Raw genomic sequence first — 14,368 nt, forward strand, 5'->3', positions numbered from 1 at the left:
GTCTTATCTCCATTTTCCAGAAGGACCATTGGATGACGGAAGCGACTGAACCGCAGGCAACTGGCACGCCGGAGGATGTGCGGCCGATAAAGCTTGCCTGCCGTAATGTCTGGAAACTGTTCGGATCGAACGCGGCCAGCTTCATCCGCGAGCGTGACGGCAAGGCCAGCATGGCCGACATCGCCGCGGCCGGACTGGTCGGCGCGGTGCGCGCCGTCGATCTCGAAATCCGCCAGGGCGAGATTTTCATCATTATGGGGCTGTCCGGCTCCGGCAAGTCGACGCTGGTGCGCTGCATGTCGCGGCTGGTCGAGCCGACCCACGGCAAGGTCGAATTCGAAGGCAACGATCTGCTCAAGATTTCCGATTCGGCGCTGATCGAACTGCGGCGCCATCGCATGGGCATGGTGTTCCAGAATTTCGCGCTGCTGCCGCATCTGAACGTGCTGGAGAACATTGCCTTCCCGCTGAGTATCCAGGGCCAAGACCGGCCGACGCGCGAAGCGAGAGCGCGGGAGGTGATCGATCTCGTGGGCTTACGCGGCCGCGAGCATTTCTATCCGCGCGAACTCTCCGGCGGCCAGCAGCAGCGCGTCGGCATTGCCCGCAGCCTCGCGACCAAGCCGGAGATCTGGTTCCTCGACGAGCCGTTCTCGGCGCTCGACCCGCTGATCCGCCGCGAGATGCAGGACGAACTGATGCGGCTGCAGACCATGCTGCACAAGACCATCGTCTTCATCACCCATGATTTCGACGAGGCGATAAGGCTTGCCGACCGCATCGCCATCATGAAGGATGGCGAGGTCATCCAGACCGGCACGCCGGAACAGCTGGTTGTCAACCCGGCGACCGACTATGTCGCCGAATTCACCCGCGATGTCGACCGCGCCAAGGTGATTTCGGCGCGCAGCCTGATGCGTGCCTGCGATGGCGCCGAACATGGCGGTACGGTTTCGCCCGACGCCAGGATCGCCAGCTTCTCGGCCAGCATCGTCGCTTCGGGAAAACCGTTCGCGGTGGTCAACGGCAGCGGCAAGCCGATCGGCGAGGTGACGCCGCAAGCCGTGATCGGACTGCTGGCCGGCATCGACAAGCAAAGAGCTGGCGCATGACGGTCACGGCAAGCGCCAGCCAATCGAGGCCGCCGGTTCAGCGCTGGCTGCTGGTCTGGGCGCTGGCGCTGGCCGCCGTGCTGGTGGTATTCCTGCTGCAGGAGAGGCTGCCATGGGCGGTCGACTATCCGGCCGAGGCGGTTATCCCGGTCGCCGACTGGGTCAGTGCGCTGATGCGCTGGATCAAGTCGAACTTGTCCTGGCTGACCCGCTCGATCACCGCGGTGCTCGGCGTTCCCCTCGATTTCGCGCTCGACCTGCTGGCCAAGAATTTCAAGATTGGTCACGGTGCCGATGCCTATGTCCTGCCGCGCCTGTCCTGGATCGGCGTCTGCGCCGCCGCCTTCATCGCCGGGCATGCCGTGGGCGGTAGAAAACTCGGCATGCTGGTCGGCGGCTGCTTCCTCTACACCGCGCTGTTCGGCCAATGGACCAGCGCCATGCTGACACTGGCACTGATTTCCATCGCGGTGCCGTTCTGCATCGTCACCGGCCTGTTCGCCGGCATCTGGGCGTGGCGCAAGCCATGGGCCGAGCGGCTGATCATCTCACCTGCCCTCGATTTGATGCAGACCATCCCGACCTTCGCCTATCTCATCCCGATGCTGCTCCTGTTCGGCAACAGCCCGGTCTCGGCGATGATCGCCACCGCCATCTTCGCCACGCCGCCCATGGTGCGGGCGACGATGCTCGGCCTGTCGCGGGTGCCGTCAGAGATCGACGATTTCTCAGAGATGGCCGGCTGCACGGCGCGGCAGAAATTGTGGCGCGTGCTGCTGCCGTCGGCGCGGCCGACACTGATGATCGGCGTCAACCAGGTGATCATGCTGGCGCTGAACATGGTGATCATCGCCTCGATGATCGGCGCCGGCGGCCTCGGCTACGACGTGCTGCTGGCGCTGCGTGCGCTGAAGGTCGGCGAAGCGATGGAAGCCGGGCTCGCCATTGTGGCGCTCGCAATCGCGCTCGACCGGCTGAGCCAGGCGATCGCGCATAAGCAGGCAAAAGGCCACGTTCAACGGCAGGCGAACCAGAGCGTTTGGCGGCGCTATCCCAATCTGTCGCTGGCCATCGCCATCCTGGTCGTGACGACGCTGCTCGGCCTGTTCGTACCGGCCTTCGCGGCGGTGCCGAAGGCGATCACCTTCACCACCGCGCCATTGTGGAAGGCGGCGGTGAGCTGGGTGACGATCAACTTCTTCGACGTGATCGAAGCGTTTCGCGTGGCGCTCATCCTCAATGTACTGAACCCGCTGCGCGCCTTCTGCGAAGGCTTTCCGTGGCTCGGCGCGGTGGCCCTGCTCGGCCTCGCCGGCTACCAGCTCGGTGGCCTGCGTCTCGCCGCCTTCGTCGCGGCGCTGACCGCATTCTGCGCCGTCACCGGCCTGTGGGAAAAGACCATGGCGACGGTTTATCTCTGCGGCATCTCGGCCTTCATCGCTTGCCTGATCGGCATCCCGATTGGCCTGATGGCCGCGCGCAGCGACCGCTTCGAAAAGATCGTCACGCCCATCATCGACACGCTGCAGGTGCTGCCGTCCTTCTGCTTCATCATTCCCGTGGTGATGCTGTTCCGGGTCGGCGACGTCACCGCCATGATCGCAACGGTCGCGTTCGCCGTGGTGCCAGCGATCCGCTACACCAATCACGGCATCCGGCAAGTGCCGCCGGCGCTGATCGAGGCGGCGAAGGTTTCCGGCTGCACGCCGCGCCAGACCTTCTTTCGCGTGCAATTGCCGCTGGCGCTTCCCGAAATCATGCTGGGCGTCAACCAGACGATCCTGATGGCGCTGGCGATGATCATCATCTGCGCCATGGTCGGCACACGCGACCTCGGCCAGGAAGTCTTCATCGCGCTGTCCAAGGCCGATTCCGGACGCGGCATTGTCGCGGGTCTCGCCATCGCTTTCATCGGCATCGTCGCAGACCGGCTGTTCAATGCCTGGACGGCGAAGGCGCGGGCAAGACTAGGATAATTGTTGAATGTCCAATCCCGGCGAACCGCCTTTTGCCGTACTCGTCTTCGACATGGCCAAGACCGGCGAGCCGGACGGGGAGCACGTAGTTTCGGGGTTTGAGACGCTGGAGGCGGCGACGTCCTACGCCATTGCGCGGGTTCGCGCCTCGGTGGAGGAGTTGCGCAAGCCCGGCATCGCCACTGCTGAGCTTCGCCAGCTCTGGCACCTCTATGGCGAAGACTGTTCGGTGCTGAACGCCGGAGTGCGCGGCAGCGATCTACTCGACGATTTCATTGCGACGCCGTCGATGCCGGCCGAATGCAACTGGCAAGTTCTCGCGCCAAGGCTGCGCCGCTTCCGCGCCTCGCTGCTGATCTCCAACGGCAACAACGAATCCGTCTGGGCGGGCGGCTTCTTTCGCTCGACCTACAGGCTGACGCGAGACGGCCTCCTCGAGCGCTTTGGCGACGACGCCATTGCCGCCTTCAAGGCCAAGGGGATCGAGCCGGCGGAGCCGACGAAGCTCATGGTCGCCAATTACTTCGAGCTTCCCGACCCGCCCTACCCGCCGCCAGGCGTGACGCTGCGATCCTGGAAGGTCGAGGTCGGTTTTGTCTGCCATGACGTGAAGTTCGGCGGCGACGCCGCCGGAATCTTCGCCTGGCCGCAAGAGCCCACCGACTGGGCGCTCAGAACCATGCAGTTCCTGCTGATGGCCGACATGATGGCCATGCGCGGCGATGGCCCCGACTGGGCCAACGACTGCGAGATACTAACCGCCAAGGTGACCGAGACGGAGGCGCCTCCCGACTATCCGCTGGATTGAAGTGATGATCATCACCTGCCCCGTGGCCGGCACACGCGATCTCGGCCAGGAAGTGTTGGTCGCACTGTCCAAAGTCGCGGCATTGTCGCGGGCTGGCAACAACCTGCCATCGACATCATCGCGGTCGGTCTTCGACCCCTGAGCCGCGAAAGCTCAAGCACGGCTCGGATAGACGGTTTCGCCTCTTCTGGAGTTCGCCTCTTCTGGAAATGGCAGGCCGCGCTCCAGCTCTTGACTTTGACGCATTTTCGCGCGGAAAGCTGCTTCATCCTCGACCAGCCTGAGCTTGCTGCCGAATGCCCGATCAGCGCAAACCGCCTTTTACTGTCGTCGTCTTCGACATGGCCAAAACCGGCGAGCATGTGGTTTCGGGGTTTGAGACGTTGGATGCGGCTACGTCCTACGCGATTGCTCGGGTTCGCGCCTCGGTGGAAGAGCTGCGCAAGCCTGGCATCGCAGCAGCCGAGCTCCGGCGGCACTGGCATATCCATGGTGAGGATTGCACGGTGCTGAACGCCAATGTGCGCGGCAGCGATCTGCTTGACGATTTCATCGCGACGCCGGGGACACCGGCCGAATGCGACTGGCGGGCGCTGGCGCCACGACTGCGCCGTTTCTACGCCGCTGTGAACGTCTTCAACAACGATGGCAAATCTATCCGGGTCAGCGGCTTTTTCCGCGCGACCTACCGGTTATGGCACGCTGGCCTGCTCGCACGATTTGGCGACGACGCCATCGCCTCCTTCAAAGCCAAAGGCATCACGCCGGCAGTGCCGACGAGAGTCTCGGTCGACCATCACTTCGAGCAGCCCGATCCGCCGCGCCCGCCGCTCAGCGATATCAGGCCGTTGCTGTCGTGGAAGGTCGAGATCGATTTCGGATGCACCGATGTGAGGTTCGGCGCCAAAACCGACGGCGTCTTCGCCTGGCCCGAGGAGCCGACCGGCCGGGCACTCAACGACATGACACATCTGCTGATGGCTGACAGGCTGTCTATGTACGGCACCGGCCCGGAGGGTGCCTATTATAGCGAATTGGTGTGGGTCAAGGTGACGGAGACCGATGCGGCTCCCGACTACCCTCTGAATTGAAACTGGGCCGGTGCCGGCGCATTGTTTTGCATCACGCCGACCTATTCCGCCGCCACGCCCTTCACCTGGAGATAGCTTTCCATCGAGTCGTCCAGCGCCTGCAGCCAGGGCGTATGGTGCAATGGCGCCATGGTGCCGGTCATCAGCGAGCGGTAGGCGTGGTCGCGAAAGCTCATAATGTCTTCCGCCTTGTGGTGCTCCCATTCCATGAAGGTTTGGTTGACCGCCTCGACGTCGAAGCCGGGATAGTCGGTCTGGTCCATCAGTTCCTTGGTGTAGTCGCCCTGGAACCAGATCATCTGCTCGGCGTCTTCCAGCGTCTCTTCGCGTGCCCGCCACTTGGCGCCGTGCTCGGCCATCGCCTGTCCCGACGGCAGCTTGATGCGGCCCATGATGACGTCACGGGCGAACCAGGCCTGGGCGTCGAACATGTTGAAAGTGTAGAACTGGTCCTGCATGCCGATATAGGACAGTTTCGGGTTCTTCTCCCACACGACGCCCTCATAGAGCCCGTCCGGCCACATGCGGTTGGCGGTCTTCAGCTTCAGCTCTTCCGTGAGGAACGGGAAGGAATGCAGATAGCCGGTGCACAGGATGATGGCGTCGACATCTTTTGTGGTGCCGTCCTTGAAGTGCGCCGTCTTGCCGACGACCTTCTGCAGCAGCGGCACTTCCTTCCAGTTCTCCGGCCATTTGAACCCCATCGGCTTGGAGCGGTAGCTGGAGGTGATCGATCTGGCGCCGTATTTGTAGCATTGCGAGCCGATGTCCTCGGCAGAATAGGAGCGGCCGATGATCAGTATGTCCTTGCCCTTGAACTCCATGGCGTCGCGAAAATCATGGCTGTGCAGGATACGGCCGTTGAAGGTCGAAAAGCCTTCGAAATAGGGAACGTTGGGAACCGAGAAATGCCCGGAAGCGACGACGACATTGTCGAACTCTTCGGAGTAGGTGACGTCGTTGGTGCGGTCATGCGCGGTGACAGTGAATTTCCTGCTCTCGTCCGAGAAGGTGACCATGCGCACCGGGCTGTTGAAGCGCACCCATTTGCGCAGGCCTGATTTCTCGACGCGACCCTTGATGTAATCCCACAAAACGGCGCGCGGCGGGTAGGATCCGATCGGGCGGCCGAAATGCTCCTCGAACGTATAGTCGGCGAATTCCAGGCATTCCTTCGGTCCGTTCGACCAGAGGTAGCGGTACATCGAGCCGTGGACGGGGTCGCCATGCTCGTCGAGGCCGGTGCGCCAGGTGTAGTTCCACAGGCCGCCCCAGTCCGACTGCTTTTCGAAGCAGACGATTTCGGGGATCTCGGCGCCCTTGTCGGCAGCCGACTTGAAGGCCCTGAGCTGGGCCAGACCGGATGGCCCCGCTCCAATGACGGCAACGCGCGTTTTCATGGCAGGCCTCCCGGTGTCATTCGATTTTTGGAATTGCTCTTACGAAACAAATTTCACTCACAGGACAGTAATTGCCTCTTGGATGCTGTCAACAGGCCTTGTGGAGAAACCGCGTTTCGCCCCAGCGGATTTCCGGAAAAACGGATGACGGCGTAAATCCTGTTCGGACACCATTCGACTTAAGGGGCTTGCTGCGCGGTTGCGTTTCTGTATCGGCACCGAATATGTTCACCTGGAGTGAAATAATCAGGGGGATTCGGAGGCGAGATGGCGAAGACAAGTTCCGACTCCAAGACTGCTTCGACAAGGGCAAAGCCACCGGCAAAGGCCTCCGTGGACGGAAAAACCATCCGCGCGCCGCTGACGCAGAACCCGCATGCCATTCGCGACACCCGCGAAAAAGTGCTGGAGGTGGCGATCGGGCGCGAGGTGCGCGCCTTCCGCAAGAAGCTCGGCATCACCGTCGCCGATCTCGCCGTCGCCACCGATATTTCGCTGGGCATGCTGTCGAAGATCGAGAACGGCATCACCTCGCCGTCGCTGACCACACTGCAGGCGCTGTCGAGGGCGCTCGGCGTTCCCGTCACCGCCTTCTTCCGCCGATTCGAGGAAGAGCGCAGCGCCGTCTTCGTCAAGGCCGGCGAAGGGCTAGATGTCGAACGCCGCGGCACCCGCGCCGGCCATCAATACAATCTGCTCGGCCATATCGGCTCCAACACCAGCGGCGTCGTCGTCGAGCCGTATCTGATTACGCTGACCGAGGATTCGGATGTGTTCCCGACCTTCCAGCATGAGGGCATGGAATTCCTCTATATGCTGGAGGGCGAGGTGGTGTACCGGCACGGCAGCAACCTCTATCCGATGAAGCCGGGCGACAGCCTGTTCTTCGACGCCGATGCGCCGCACGGGCCGGAGCAACTGACGAAACTTCCGATGCGGTATCTGTCGATTATTTGCTATCCGCAGAGCGCGGGGTAGGAGTTCGATCTTCCCTTGATCCTCTCGTGCGGAGATCAGTAGTTCCGCGACGGCCCCCCCTTTGCAACATCGGCGATCGGCGAAAGCCCACGTGACATCCGATCTCCCCACTTGAGGGGGAGATGTCCGGCAGGACAGAGGGGGGCGAACCGCGATGACGCATAATCTGGTTTCCGCCAACAACCGCCGCAATGCCCGCAGGATGCGCAAGGTGATGACCGATGCCGAACTCAAGCTTTGGAACGAGATCAGGGCACACAGGCTGATGGGACTGAAGTTTCGGCGCCAGATGCCTATCGATGGCCATATCGTCGATTTTGCGTGCCCGGACAAAAAGCTGATCATCGAGCTTGATGGTTCCCAGCATGGCCAAGCCGAAACGTCGGAATCGGACGCCGCAAGAACCGCCAAGTTTGAAGCTCTGGGCTGGACGGTCCTGCGCTTCTGGAACGACGATGTCATTCGCGATATCGACAATGTCTGCCAGCATGTCGTGATTGTGGCTGGGCTGAGCGGCGCGCCGTGAGCTTCGCCGAAGCGCTGGGATGGACATTGGGCAAGGGCCGGCACTCTACGGCGCCCCCCTCTGCCCTGCCGGGCATCTCCCCCTCTTGGGGGGAGATCAGCAGCTTTGTGGGCATCTTTAGTCCGGCCCGAACCCCGGTGACGTCGCACTGCCATCATCCAGCTTCGACAGCCATTCCACCAATGTCGGCCGATACCGCGTCAGGCCCTTGTAGGTGGCCAGCTCTTCCGGCAAATCCCGGATCACCCGGTGCAGTCGTCTTGCCCATTTCGGCTGTGTCACCAGTTCGTCCATCTTGATGAGATAGCAGCGGATCGGGAAGACGATGCCGTTCGAGCGCGGCAGGCGCCAGAAGCTTTGCAGTTCGACGCGCAGATGCACCTTGTCGCCGACATTTTCGGGCGTCACCGTCGCGCGGTCCAGGCCCCATTTGTGGTAATTCTCCGGGCTGGTGTCGAGGCGCGGGTTGATGGTCATCGTCCAGTTGAGACGCCGCGCCGGCTTGCCCTGCTGGATGTTGGTGAGGAACTTCAGCGCCCTGACGAAAATCCCCTTCTCATGCGCCAGCGGCACCGGCGCGTGCCATTCGAAGAAATTCATGCCGATGTCGAAATCGAGCGACCAGTCGGCCTGGGTGGTGACCATGCCGGCGTCCATCCACAGATTGCCGTCGCGCTGATCGAGGATGCAGAAATCGCCCTGGCTCTGGCGGGTGATGTACTCCATCGGCCCGTAAGGCAGTGTCGAGGTGTCGCCGAAGGTGAAGGTGTCGTCGATACCGAGCGGCCGGTTGATCCAGCGCCAGCGGTCGCCGTCGCGGGTCAGGGTGAAATGCTCGGGATAGCCAAGTGCCTGTTGCTCCATCAAAAGTTCGAGCAGGTCCCAGCCGGCCAGCGTCATGTGCGGCAACGACTGGCAGCGCAGCGGATCCTCGGCCAGCACCAAAGCGCGGTCCTGCATCTCGGCGACATAGTGCTCGTCGACGTCTATCAGGTTTTCCAGCACGCTGCCCTTGGGACCGACGACATGCGGCTCGATGTTGACGGCATACATGTAGGCGTCTTCGTGGAACGGGAACGGAAACCGCCTGATGTGCTCCGGGCTGTTCCTGAAGGTGAAATCGTCGCGAAACGTTTCCTTGCGAAAGGTGATGCCCAAGCTCGCCTCCTATCTTTCCAGGACCAGCGACTTGCCTTCGAAGCGCGACACGCACGGCATGATCTTGCAGCCGGAACGGTGGTCTTCCTCGCTGAGCCAGTGGTCGTTGTGGATGAACTTGCCGTCATGCGAGATGACATTGGTCTCGCACTGGCCGCAGACACCGCCGCGGCAGAGATAGGGCGGATCGACGCCGGCGGCCTCGATGGCTTCGAGCAGGCTCTGCTGCTCGCCGACGCGGATGGACTTGGCGCTGACGGCAAGTGTGACGTCGAACGGCAGGCCGGGCTGGGGTGCCGCGAAATGCTCGTAATGCACGGTCTCCGCCGGCCAGCCGAGAGCCGTGGCGCGCTCGCGCACCCAGTTGATCATGCCGGCCGGGCCGCAGACATAGAGATGGGTGCCGAGCGGCTGCGAGGACAAGAGACGGTCGAGTTCGATGCGCTCGTCGCGGTCGTCGTGATAGAGCCGGACGCGACGGCCATAGCGCTCCTGCAGCACATCGGCATAGGTGCCGAGCGAGGCGGTGCGGCAGGTGTAGTGCAGCTCGAAATTGCCGCCGGACCCGGCGAGCTGCGCGGTCTGCGCCATGAACGGCGTGATACCGATGCCGCCGGCAAGCATCAGATGCTTCTTTGCCCTGAGGTCGAGCGAGAACAGATTGACGGGGTAGCTGACCACCATCTCCAGGCCGGGCTTGACGCTCCGGTGCATGAACAACGAGCCGCCGCGGCCGACATCGTCGCGGCGCACCGAGATGGTGTATTCGCGGGTGTGGAGCGGCGATCCCATCAGCGAATAGGGATTGAGCCTTGTGCGGTCGCCATCGCGCATCTCGACCACGACATGGGCGCCGCCGGAAAAGGTCGGCAAAAGCTCACCGTCACGGCGGCGGAAATGGAAGCGCGTCACCAGTTCGTTGACCGGGACGACGTCGCTGACGACGACATCGAGCTTGGTGGTGCCGGTGCTCATGGGAAGACCTCCTCGATGGGAGGAATCTCCGAGCGATCCTCGGCATTTATGCAGACGCCCTGGAATGCTGCCAGCCGTCGCGAATAATGATCGCGCACCAGAAGCAGCAGGCCGCAATGCGCGCAGGTGGCCGGCTGCGTCGTCACATTTTCGGTGATGCCTTTGCAATGCACGCACTGCATGCGCCGCGCCAATGAGCCGCGATGCTCGGTCTGCATGGAGGTATGATCGATGCCGGCTTCGAGCGCCACCTGCATGGCCTGGCCGATCAGCCCTTCGGTGCCGGCGAGATAGAGGCGCAGGCCCATATGCGCGTTGGCAAGCGTCTGCTTCAGCCGGGGCAGCAGGCTGGCGAAGGTTGGCGCGACATGAAATTGCGCGGACTTCAGTGCCTCAAGAGCGGCAACGTGCTTGCCGTCGGCCCCGGGAATGAAGACGATTTCGGCGCCGTCGAAGAAGCCGGGGGGCGCCGTCCTTGCCATATCGACGATCGCCAGCGCGCCTTCCGCATCCGCCACGAAAAGATGATGCTTGCCGGGCTGCGGGGACAGGGTTCCGTAAATGGGCCGGCTGATGATCGTTTTGGCTGCCATTCTCTACTTCGTACCTCGAAACCCCTCGCTGTCGATTGTGCCTCAGCCTTTCGCCGTGCGCTTGGTCTTTTTGGGATCGTCGAAGGGCAGAGGCTGCGCCGTCGCCCTGATCGAACCGCTCTTGTTGCGGATCTCGAGCCTGGTGTCCTTGACCGCGCAGTCGACGTCGAGGCGGGCGATGCCCATCGATTTCTCGACCAGCGGCGAATACATAGCGCAGGTCACCACGCCGACCTGTTTGCCGTCGTGATAGACCGGTGCGCCTTCGTCGGCCGGTTCCTTGCCGTCGAGCAGAACGCCGTAGATCTTGAAGCGCTCCTTGCCCTTGAGGCGGTAATGCTCTTCGGCGCCACGAAAGCCGGTCTTGCCGGGGCTGACGGTGAAGTCGAGGCCGAGCTCCCACAGCGTGTCGCCGGGGCCTTCGTTCTCGAACGGATATTTCTGCGAGTTGTCATAGGGATAGAACAGCAAATAACTCTCGACGCGCAGCATATCGAGCGTGGTGAAGCGGCAGGGAATGATGCCGGCGCTCTTGCCCTCGTCGAGAATCCTGTCCCAGATCGTGCCGGCGTCCTGACCGCGGCAGAATATCTCGTAGCCGCGCTCGCCGGTATAGCCGGTGCGCGAGATCATGACGGGAAAGCCGAACAGCTGCGTCTGCATATGATGGAAATAGTTGAGGTCGCGAATGCCAGGCACATGCTTTGAGAGATAGTCGACCGCGGTCGGCCCCTGCAGCGACAGATCGTGCAGATTGTCGTCGAAGCGCAGCGATACGTCGCGGCCGACGGAAGCGCGCTGCAATTCCTCATGGCCGGTGCCGGAGCCGTGCACCACCATCCAGGCGTTCGGCCCGGTGCGGTAGAGGATGCAGTCGTCGGTGAATTTGCCGGCCTCGTTCAGCATGCAGGCATAGGCCGACTTGCCGGGATAGATCTTCTCCACGTCGCGCGTCGTTGCCAGGTCGATGAGGTGTGAGGCGTGCGGCCCGGTGATGTGAACCTTCTTCAGGCCCGACACATCCATCAGCCCGGCCCTGGTGCGGATGGCGGTGTATTCCTCGTCGGCGTCCTTGTCGTAGGTCCAGGCGGTGCCCATGCCGCTCCAGTCTTCGAGCTTCGAGCCTAACGCGCGATGGCGATCCGCCAGGGTCGAAAATCTCCAGGATGCCGTCATCCGCAAATCCTCCGTTCGAAAATTCTATTGTGTTCCCGGCTCCCTGCGCGAGGCGGGAGCATTTGGTCGAATATTGATCGCAAACGTCCTGATGTCGCAATACCCGGAAGCAAATAATTTCATTGTCAGGCAAAATTCGCGACTGGGGACAAACGGTTAACCCAACGTAAAATCGGCTTGACAATTGCTGGATTCGGCCCGAATTTATGAAAAAAATTTCACTCTGTTGAAAGAGGGCAGCGGGCGGCCAATTCGGGGTCGGGCGCTGGAAAAGGGGAAACCGATGTCAGACCTGCAGCAGCGCATCGAAGCGCTGTACCGTTCCGACCTGCGCGGATCCGCGCTCCTGATCATCTGCCTTTGGGCGACGATCCTCTTCGTGCTTGTCATGACATGGCCCTACATCCCGGACACCGGGATCAAGATCGTCGTCGCTATCGCTGCCGCCGCCGTGCTGATCTTCAATACGGCCGCCATCCTGGCGATGGTCAATCACTACAAGGAAGACAAGGACTTCATCTACGGTCTCGACATCAAGAACGCCGACGCGGCCCGCAACCGCAAGTCCTGAAAACAGAACGTCCTGAGGGGTAGAAGTCATGTCGCGCTACACGCCGCCGGAACAAGGCAAGGCCGGGCAGATTTTCGATATCGTGGTCGTCGTGGTCGCCATTTTCGTGGCGCTGTGGCTGCCATTGAAACTCGGCCTGGCGGGTGCGGCGAAATCCATCGACGCGCTCGATGCCAAAACCTGGGAAGCGTTGGGACAGAACCCGACCATGGCCTCGATCTGGGAAAAGCTCGGCTATACGCCGGAGACCGCGCACGACATCATCCAGAACCGCTTCCACTACATCATCGACTGGCCGACGCTGATCATCATGGCGGCGGTGCTGATCGGCTATTTCGTCTTCCTGTTCCGCGCCTCCGACCGCGAATATCGCGACGTCATCAACGAAAAGTTCGACGACAAGTAACGCCAGAGATTTTGGGGAAGCACGCTCATGTGGGTCGCACTCTCTTACGCATCGTGGGGCATCTCGGTCGTGCTTGCGCTGTGGATGCTCTACGACTGGTTCAAGATCGACACGACCTATTCCGAGGAGGTGCTGACTTCCTCGCGCGAAGGCGAGCTTGAAGCCGCTTCCGAAAAACACCGGATCTGAGTGGGGATTGAACAATGACGATCACGCTTGAACCGGCAATACACGGCGACAGGGTTTCACTGCTACGCGTGCTCGGCCCGGCCCATGTCTGGGCGCTTGGCGTCGGCATCGTGCTGGTCGGCGAATTCACCGGCTGGAATTTCTCGGCCGACAAGGGCGGCGCACTGGCGGCGCTGATCGTCTGCTGGGTGGTCGGGCTCTTGTATACTTCGGTCGCCATGATCGACTCCGAGGTGACATCGACGGTTGCCGCCGCCGGCGGCCAATACGCGCAGGCCAAGCACATTGTCGGGCCGCTGATGGCCTTCAACGTCGCGCTGTTCCTGGTCTTTGCCTACACCATGCTGGAGGTTTCGGACGCCATCCTGCTCGGCGACACCATCGTCGCCAAGGCCGGCGTCGAAGGGCTCACCCACAACTCCTTCATTGCCGCCACCATCGTCGTGCTGGCATGGCTGAACTATCGCGGCGTGCTGATGACGCTCAACGTCAACTTCGTCATCACGGCGATAGCCTATGTCTCGATCGTTATCCTGTTCTTCTCGGTCAGCCCCTGGACGCAGGGTGCTGTGCTGAAGCTCAACGAACTGGTCACCCCCGGCAATGCGCTGCCCTATGGCTGGATCGGCGTCATCGCGGCCTTCCAGTTCGGCATCTGGTACTATCTCGGCATCGAAGGCACCACGCAGGCCGCCGAGGAAGTGCGCTCGCCGGCGCGTTCGCTGCCTTACGGCACCATGGCCGGCATGATCACGCTTTTGATCGCCGCCGCCATGACCTGGTATGTCTGCGCCTCGCTGATGCCCTGGGAGTACCTCGGTATCACCTATTATCCCTTGTGGGACGCCGGCAAGCTGACCGGCAGCCCGCTGCTGGAAAACCTGTTGTTCGTCGCCACGCTGCTCGCGGCACTGGCGTCGGCCAATGGCTGTATCAACGATGCGGCCCGCGCGTGGTTCTCGCTTGGACGCGACCGCTATCTGCCGACATGGTTCTCGGCCGTGCACCCGAAATACCGCACGCCCTATCGCTCGATCCTGTTCCTGTTGCCGATCGCGCTCGCCTTCGCCTTCATCGCCGACCTCAACCAGGCGATCACCTTCTCAATCCTGTCGGGCGTGCTGCAATACACCTTCATGAGCATAAACATCATGATGTTCCGCAAAAAGTGGCCGCTGGGCACGATCCGCCGCGGCTATACGCACCCGTTCCACCCGATCCCGGCGATCGTGCTGTTTTGCCTCTGCGTGGTGACCTTCTTTGCGATCTTCCTCGGCTACGGCACGCAGCTGATCGCCATGGTCGCCTTCTACTTCCTGATCTCGCTGTGGTTCCACTTCTACCGTTACCGCTATGTGCGCCGCGGCGACCAGTTCACCATGCCGTGGCCGAAGCCGCAGGGCTATTGA

General features: G+C 62.0%; 16 protein-coding genes. 11 read left to right on the forward strand and 5 right to left on the reverse strand.

The features are described from left to right. Positions 1 to 32 precede the first annotated feature (32 nt). From NKJ64_RS04660 to NKJ64_RS04680, 5 genes are all read left to right on the forward strand, one after another. A complete protein-coding gene (locus NKJ64_RS04660) occupies positions 33 to 1,112 on the forward strand; it encodes a quaternary amine ABC transporter ATP-binding protein (RefSeq protein ID WP_352462063.1) in 1,080 nt (359 codons plus the stop codon). Next, a complete protein-coding gene (locus NKJ64_RS04665) occupies positions 1,109 to 3,088 on the forward strand; it encodes an ABC transporter permease (RefSeq protein WP_352462064.1) in 1,980 nt (659 codons plus the stop codon). The genes NKJ64_RS04660 and NKJ64_RS04665 overlap by 4 nt, the downstream gene beginning before the upstream one ends. Positions 3,089 to 3,095: 7 nt before the next feature. After that, complete coding sequence (locus tag NKJ64_RS04670; protein WP_023726365.1) at positions 3,096 to 3,896, forward strand: hypothetical protein; 801 nt, start codon at positions 3,096 to 3,098, stop codon at positions 3,894 to 3,896. A 4-nt stretch (positions 3,897 to 3,900) separates the two neighbouring features. Beyond that, positions 3,901 to 4,038 carry a hypothetical protein gene (locus tag NKJ64_RS04675; RefSeq protein WP_023726364.1) on the forward strand — a complete coding sequence of 46 codons (138 nt, stop codon included), beginning with the start codon at positions 3,901 to 3,903 and terminating at the stop codon, positions 4,036 to 4,038. Positions 4,039 to 4,192: 154 nt separating this feature from the next. Then, the gene (locus NKJ64_RS04680) at positions 4,193 to 4,987 is read left to right on the forward strand and encodes a hypothetical protein (protein WP_023754056.1); all 795 of its coding nucleotides are present in this window, start codon (positions 4,193 to 4,195) and stop codon (positions 4,985 to 4,987) included. 41 nt (positions 4,988 to 5,028) lie between these two features. Here NKJ64_RS04680 and NKJ64_RS04685 read toward each other — a convergent pair whose 3' ends face one another. Continuing rightward, positions 5,029 to 6,387, reverse strand: coding sequence for a trimethylamine monooxygenase (locus tag NKJ64_RS04685; RefSeq protein WP_023709929.1), 1,359 nt, complete (start codon positions 6,385 to 6,387; stop codon positions 5,029 to 5,031). A gap of 267 nt (positions 6,388 to 6,654) precedes the next feature. Between NKJ64_RS04685 and NKJ64_RS04690 the strand changes: the two genes are divergently transcribed. Next, complete coding sequence (locus NKJ64_RS04690) at positions 6,655 to 7,365, forward strand: helix-turn-helix domain-containing protein (RefSeq protein ID WP_023687066.1); 711 nt, start codon at positions 6,655 to 6,657, stop codon at positions 7,363 to 7,365. A gap of 154 nt (positions 7,366 to 7,519) precedes the next feature. Continuing rightward, a complete protein-coding gene (locus NKJ64_RS04695) occupies positions 7,520 to 7,891 on the forward strand; it encodes an endonuclease domain-containing protein (protein WP_023701508.1) in 372 nt (123 codons plus the stop codon). A 117-nt stretch (positions 7,892 to 8,008) separates the two neighbouring features. Here NKJ64_RS04695 and NKJ64_RS04700 read toward each other — a convergent pair whose 3' ends face one another. Genes NKJ64_RS04700 through NKJ64_RS04715 form a run of 4 tightly spaced genes read right to left on the reverse strand, consistent with a single transcriptional unit; the run spans position 8,009 to position 11,793 of the window. Continuing rightward, positions 8,009 to 9,049 carry a heme-dependent oxidative N-demethylase family protein gene (locus tag NKJ64_RS04700; RefSeq protein WP_352462065.1) on the reverse strand — a complete coding sequence of 347 codons (1,041 nt, stop codon included), beginning with the start codon at positions 9,047 to 9,049 and terminating at the stop codon, positions 8,009 to 8,011. A 9-nt stretch (positions 9,050 to 9,058) separates the two neighbouring features. Further along, positions 9,059 to 10,024, reverse strand: coding sequence for a PDR/VanB family oxidoreductase (locus tag NKJ64_RS04705; RefSeq protein WP_352462066.1), 966 nt, complete (start codon positions 10,022 to 10,024; stop codon positions 9,059 to 9,061). Then, the gene (locus NKJ64_RS04710) at positions 10,021 to 10,617 is read right to left on the reverse strand and encodes a dimethylamine monooxygenase subunit DmmA family protein (RefSeq protein ID WP_023668542.1); all 597 of its coding nucleotides are present in this window, start codon (positions 10,615 to 10,617) and stop codon (positions 10,021 to 10,023) included. The genes NKJ64_RS04705 and NKJ64_RS04710 overlap by 4 nt, the downstream gene beginning before the upstream one ends. A gap of 42 nt (positions 10,618 to 10,659) precedes the next feature. After that, a complete protein-coding gene (locus NKJ64_RS04715) occupies positions 10,660 to 11,793 on the reverse strand; it encodes an aminomethyl transferase family protein (RefSeq protein ID WP_023825990.1) in 1,134 nt (377 codons plus the stop codon). 283 nt (positions 11,794 to 12,076) lie between these two features. On the opposite strand from NKJ64_RS04715, the gene NKJ64_RS04720 reads away from it, so the two are divergent. Genes NKJ64_RS04720 through NKJ64_RS04735 form a run of 4 tightly spaced genes read left to right on the forward strand, consistent with a single transcriptional unit; the run spans position 12,077 to position 14,368 of the window. Then, entirely contained in the window at positions 12,077 to 12,364 is a 288-nt protein-coding gene (locus NKJ64_RS04720) for a hypothetical protein (protein ID WP_023668544.1), read from the forward strand. A 28-nt stretch (positions 12,365 to 12,392) separates the two neighbouring features. Continuing rightward, a complete protein-coding gene (locus NKJ64_RS04725; RefSeq protein WP_023668545.1) occupies positions 12,393 to 12,770 on the forward strand; it encodes a hypothetical protein in 378 nt (125 codons plus the stop codon). Positions 12,771 to 12,797: 27 nt separating this feature from the next. Then, on the forward strand, positions 12,798 to 12,959 hold the full coding sequence (locus NKJ64_RS04730) for a hypothetical protein (RefSeq protein WP_023668546.1): 162 nt from the start codon (positions 12,798 to 12,800) through the stop codon (positions 12,957 to 12,959). Positions 12,960 to 12,973: 14 nt separating this feature from the next. Further along, positions 12,974 to 14,368, forward strand: coding sequence for an APC family permease (locus tag NKJ64_RS04735; RefSeq protein ID WP_023668547.1), 1,395 nt, complete (start codon positions 12,974 to 12,976; stop codon positions 14,366 to 14,368).

The sequence above is a fragment of the Mesorhizobium sp. M0062 genome (assembly GCF_040323125.1).
Lineage (GTDB): Bacteria > Pseudomonadota > Alphaproteobacteria > Rhizobiales > Rhizobiaceae > Mesorhizobium.

Excerpts from the sequence above, each read along its gene's own strand:
- NKJ64_RS04670 (WP_023726365.1), top strand. The coding sequence starts at position 3,096 with ATGTCCAATCCCGGCGAACCGCCTTTTGCCGTACTCGTCTTCGACATG.
- NKJ64_RS04695 (WP_023701508.1), top strand. The coding sequence starts at position 7,520 with ATGACGCATAATCTGGTTTCCGCCAACAACCGCCGCAATGCCCGCAGG.
- NKJ64_RS04715 (WP_023825990.1), bottom strand. The coding sequence starts at position 11,793 with ATGACGGCATCCTGGAGATTTTCGACCCTGGCGGATCGCCATCGCGCG.
- NKJ64_RS04685 (WP_023709929.1), bottom strand. The coding sequence starts at position 6,387 with ATGAAAACGCGCGTTGCCGTCATTGGAGCGGGGCCATCCGGTCTGGCC.
- NKJ64_RS04675 (WP_023726364.1), top strand. The coding sequence starts at position 3,901 with ATGATCATCACCTGCCCCGTGGCCGGCACACGCGATCTCGGCCAGGAA.
- NKJ64_RS04680 (WP_023754056.1), top strand. The coding sequence starts at position 4,193 with ATGCCCGATCAGCGCAAACCGCCTTTTACTGTCGTCGTCTTCGACATG.
- NKJ64_RS04705 (WP_352462066.1), bottom strand. The coding sequence starts at position 10,024 with ATGAGCACCGGCACCACCAAGCTCGATGTCGTCGTCAGCGACGTCGTC.
- NKJ64_RS04725 (WP_023668545.1), top strand. The coding sequence starts at position 12,393 with ATGTCGCGCTACACGCCGCCGGAACAAGGCAAGGCCGGGCAGATTTTC.
- NKJ64_RS04690 (WP_023687066.1), top strand. The coding sequence starts at position 6,655 with ATGGCGAAGACAAGTTCCGACTCCAAGACTGCTTCGACAAGGGCAAAG.
- NKJ64_RS04735 (WP_023668547.1), top strand. The coding sequence starts at position 12,974 with ATGACGATCACGCTTGAACCGGCAATACACGGCGACAGGGTTTCACTG.
- NKJ64_RS04665 (WP_352462064.1), top strand. The coding sequence starts at position 1,109 with ATGACGGTCACGGCAAGCGCCAGCCAATCGAGGCCGCCGGTTCAGCGC.
- NKJ64_RS04730 (WP_023668546.1), top strand. The coding sequence starts at position 12,798 with ATGTGGGTCGCACTCTCTTACGCATCGTGGGGCATCTCGGTCGTGCTT.
- NKJ64_RS04710 (WP_023668542.1), bottom strand. The coding sequence starts at position 10,617 with ATGGCAGCCAAAACGATCATCAGCCGGCCCATTTACGGAACCCTGTCC.
- NKJ64_RS04660 (WP_352462063.1), top strand. The coding sequence starts at position 33 with ATGACGGAAGCGACTGAACCGCAGGCAACTGGCACGCCGGAGGATGTG.
- NKJ64_RS04720 (WP_023668544.1), top strand. The coding sequence starts at position 12,077 with ATGTCAGACCTGCAGCAGCGCATCGAAGCGCTGTACCGTTCCGACCTG.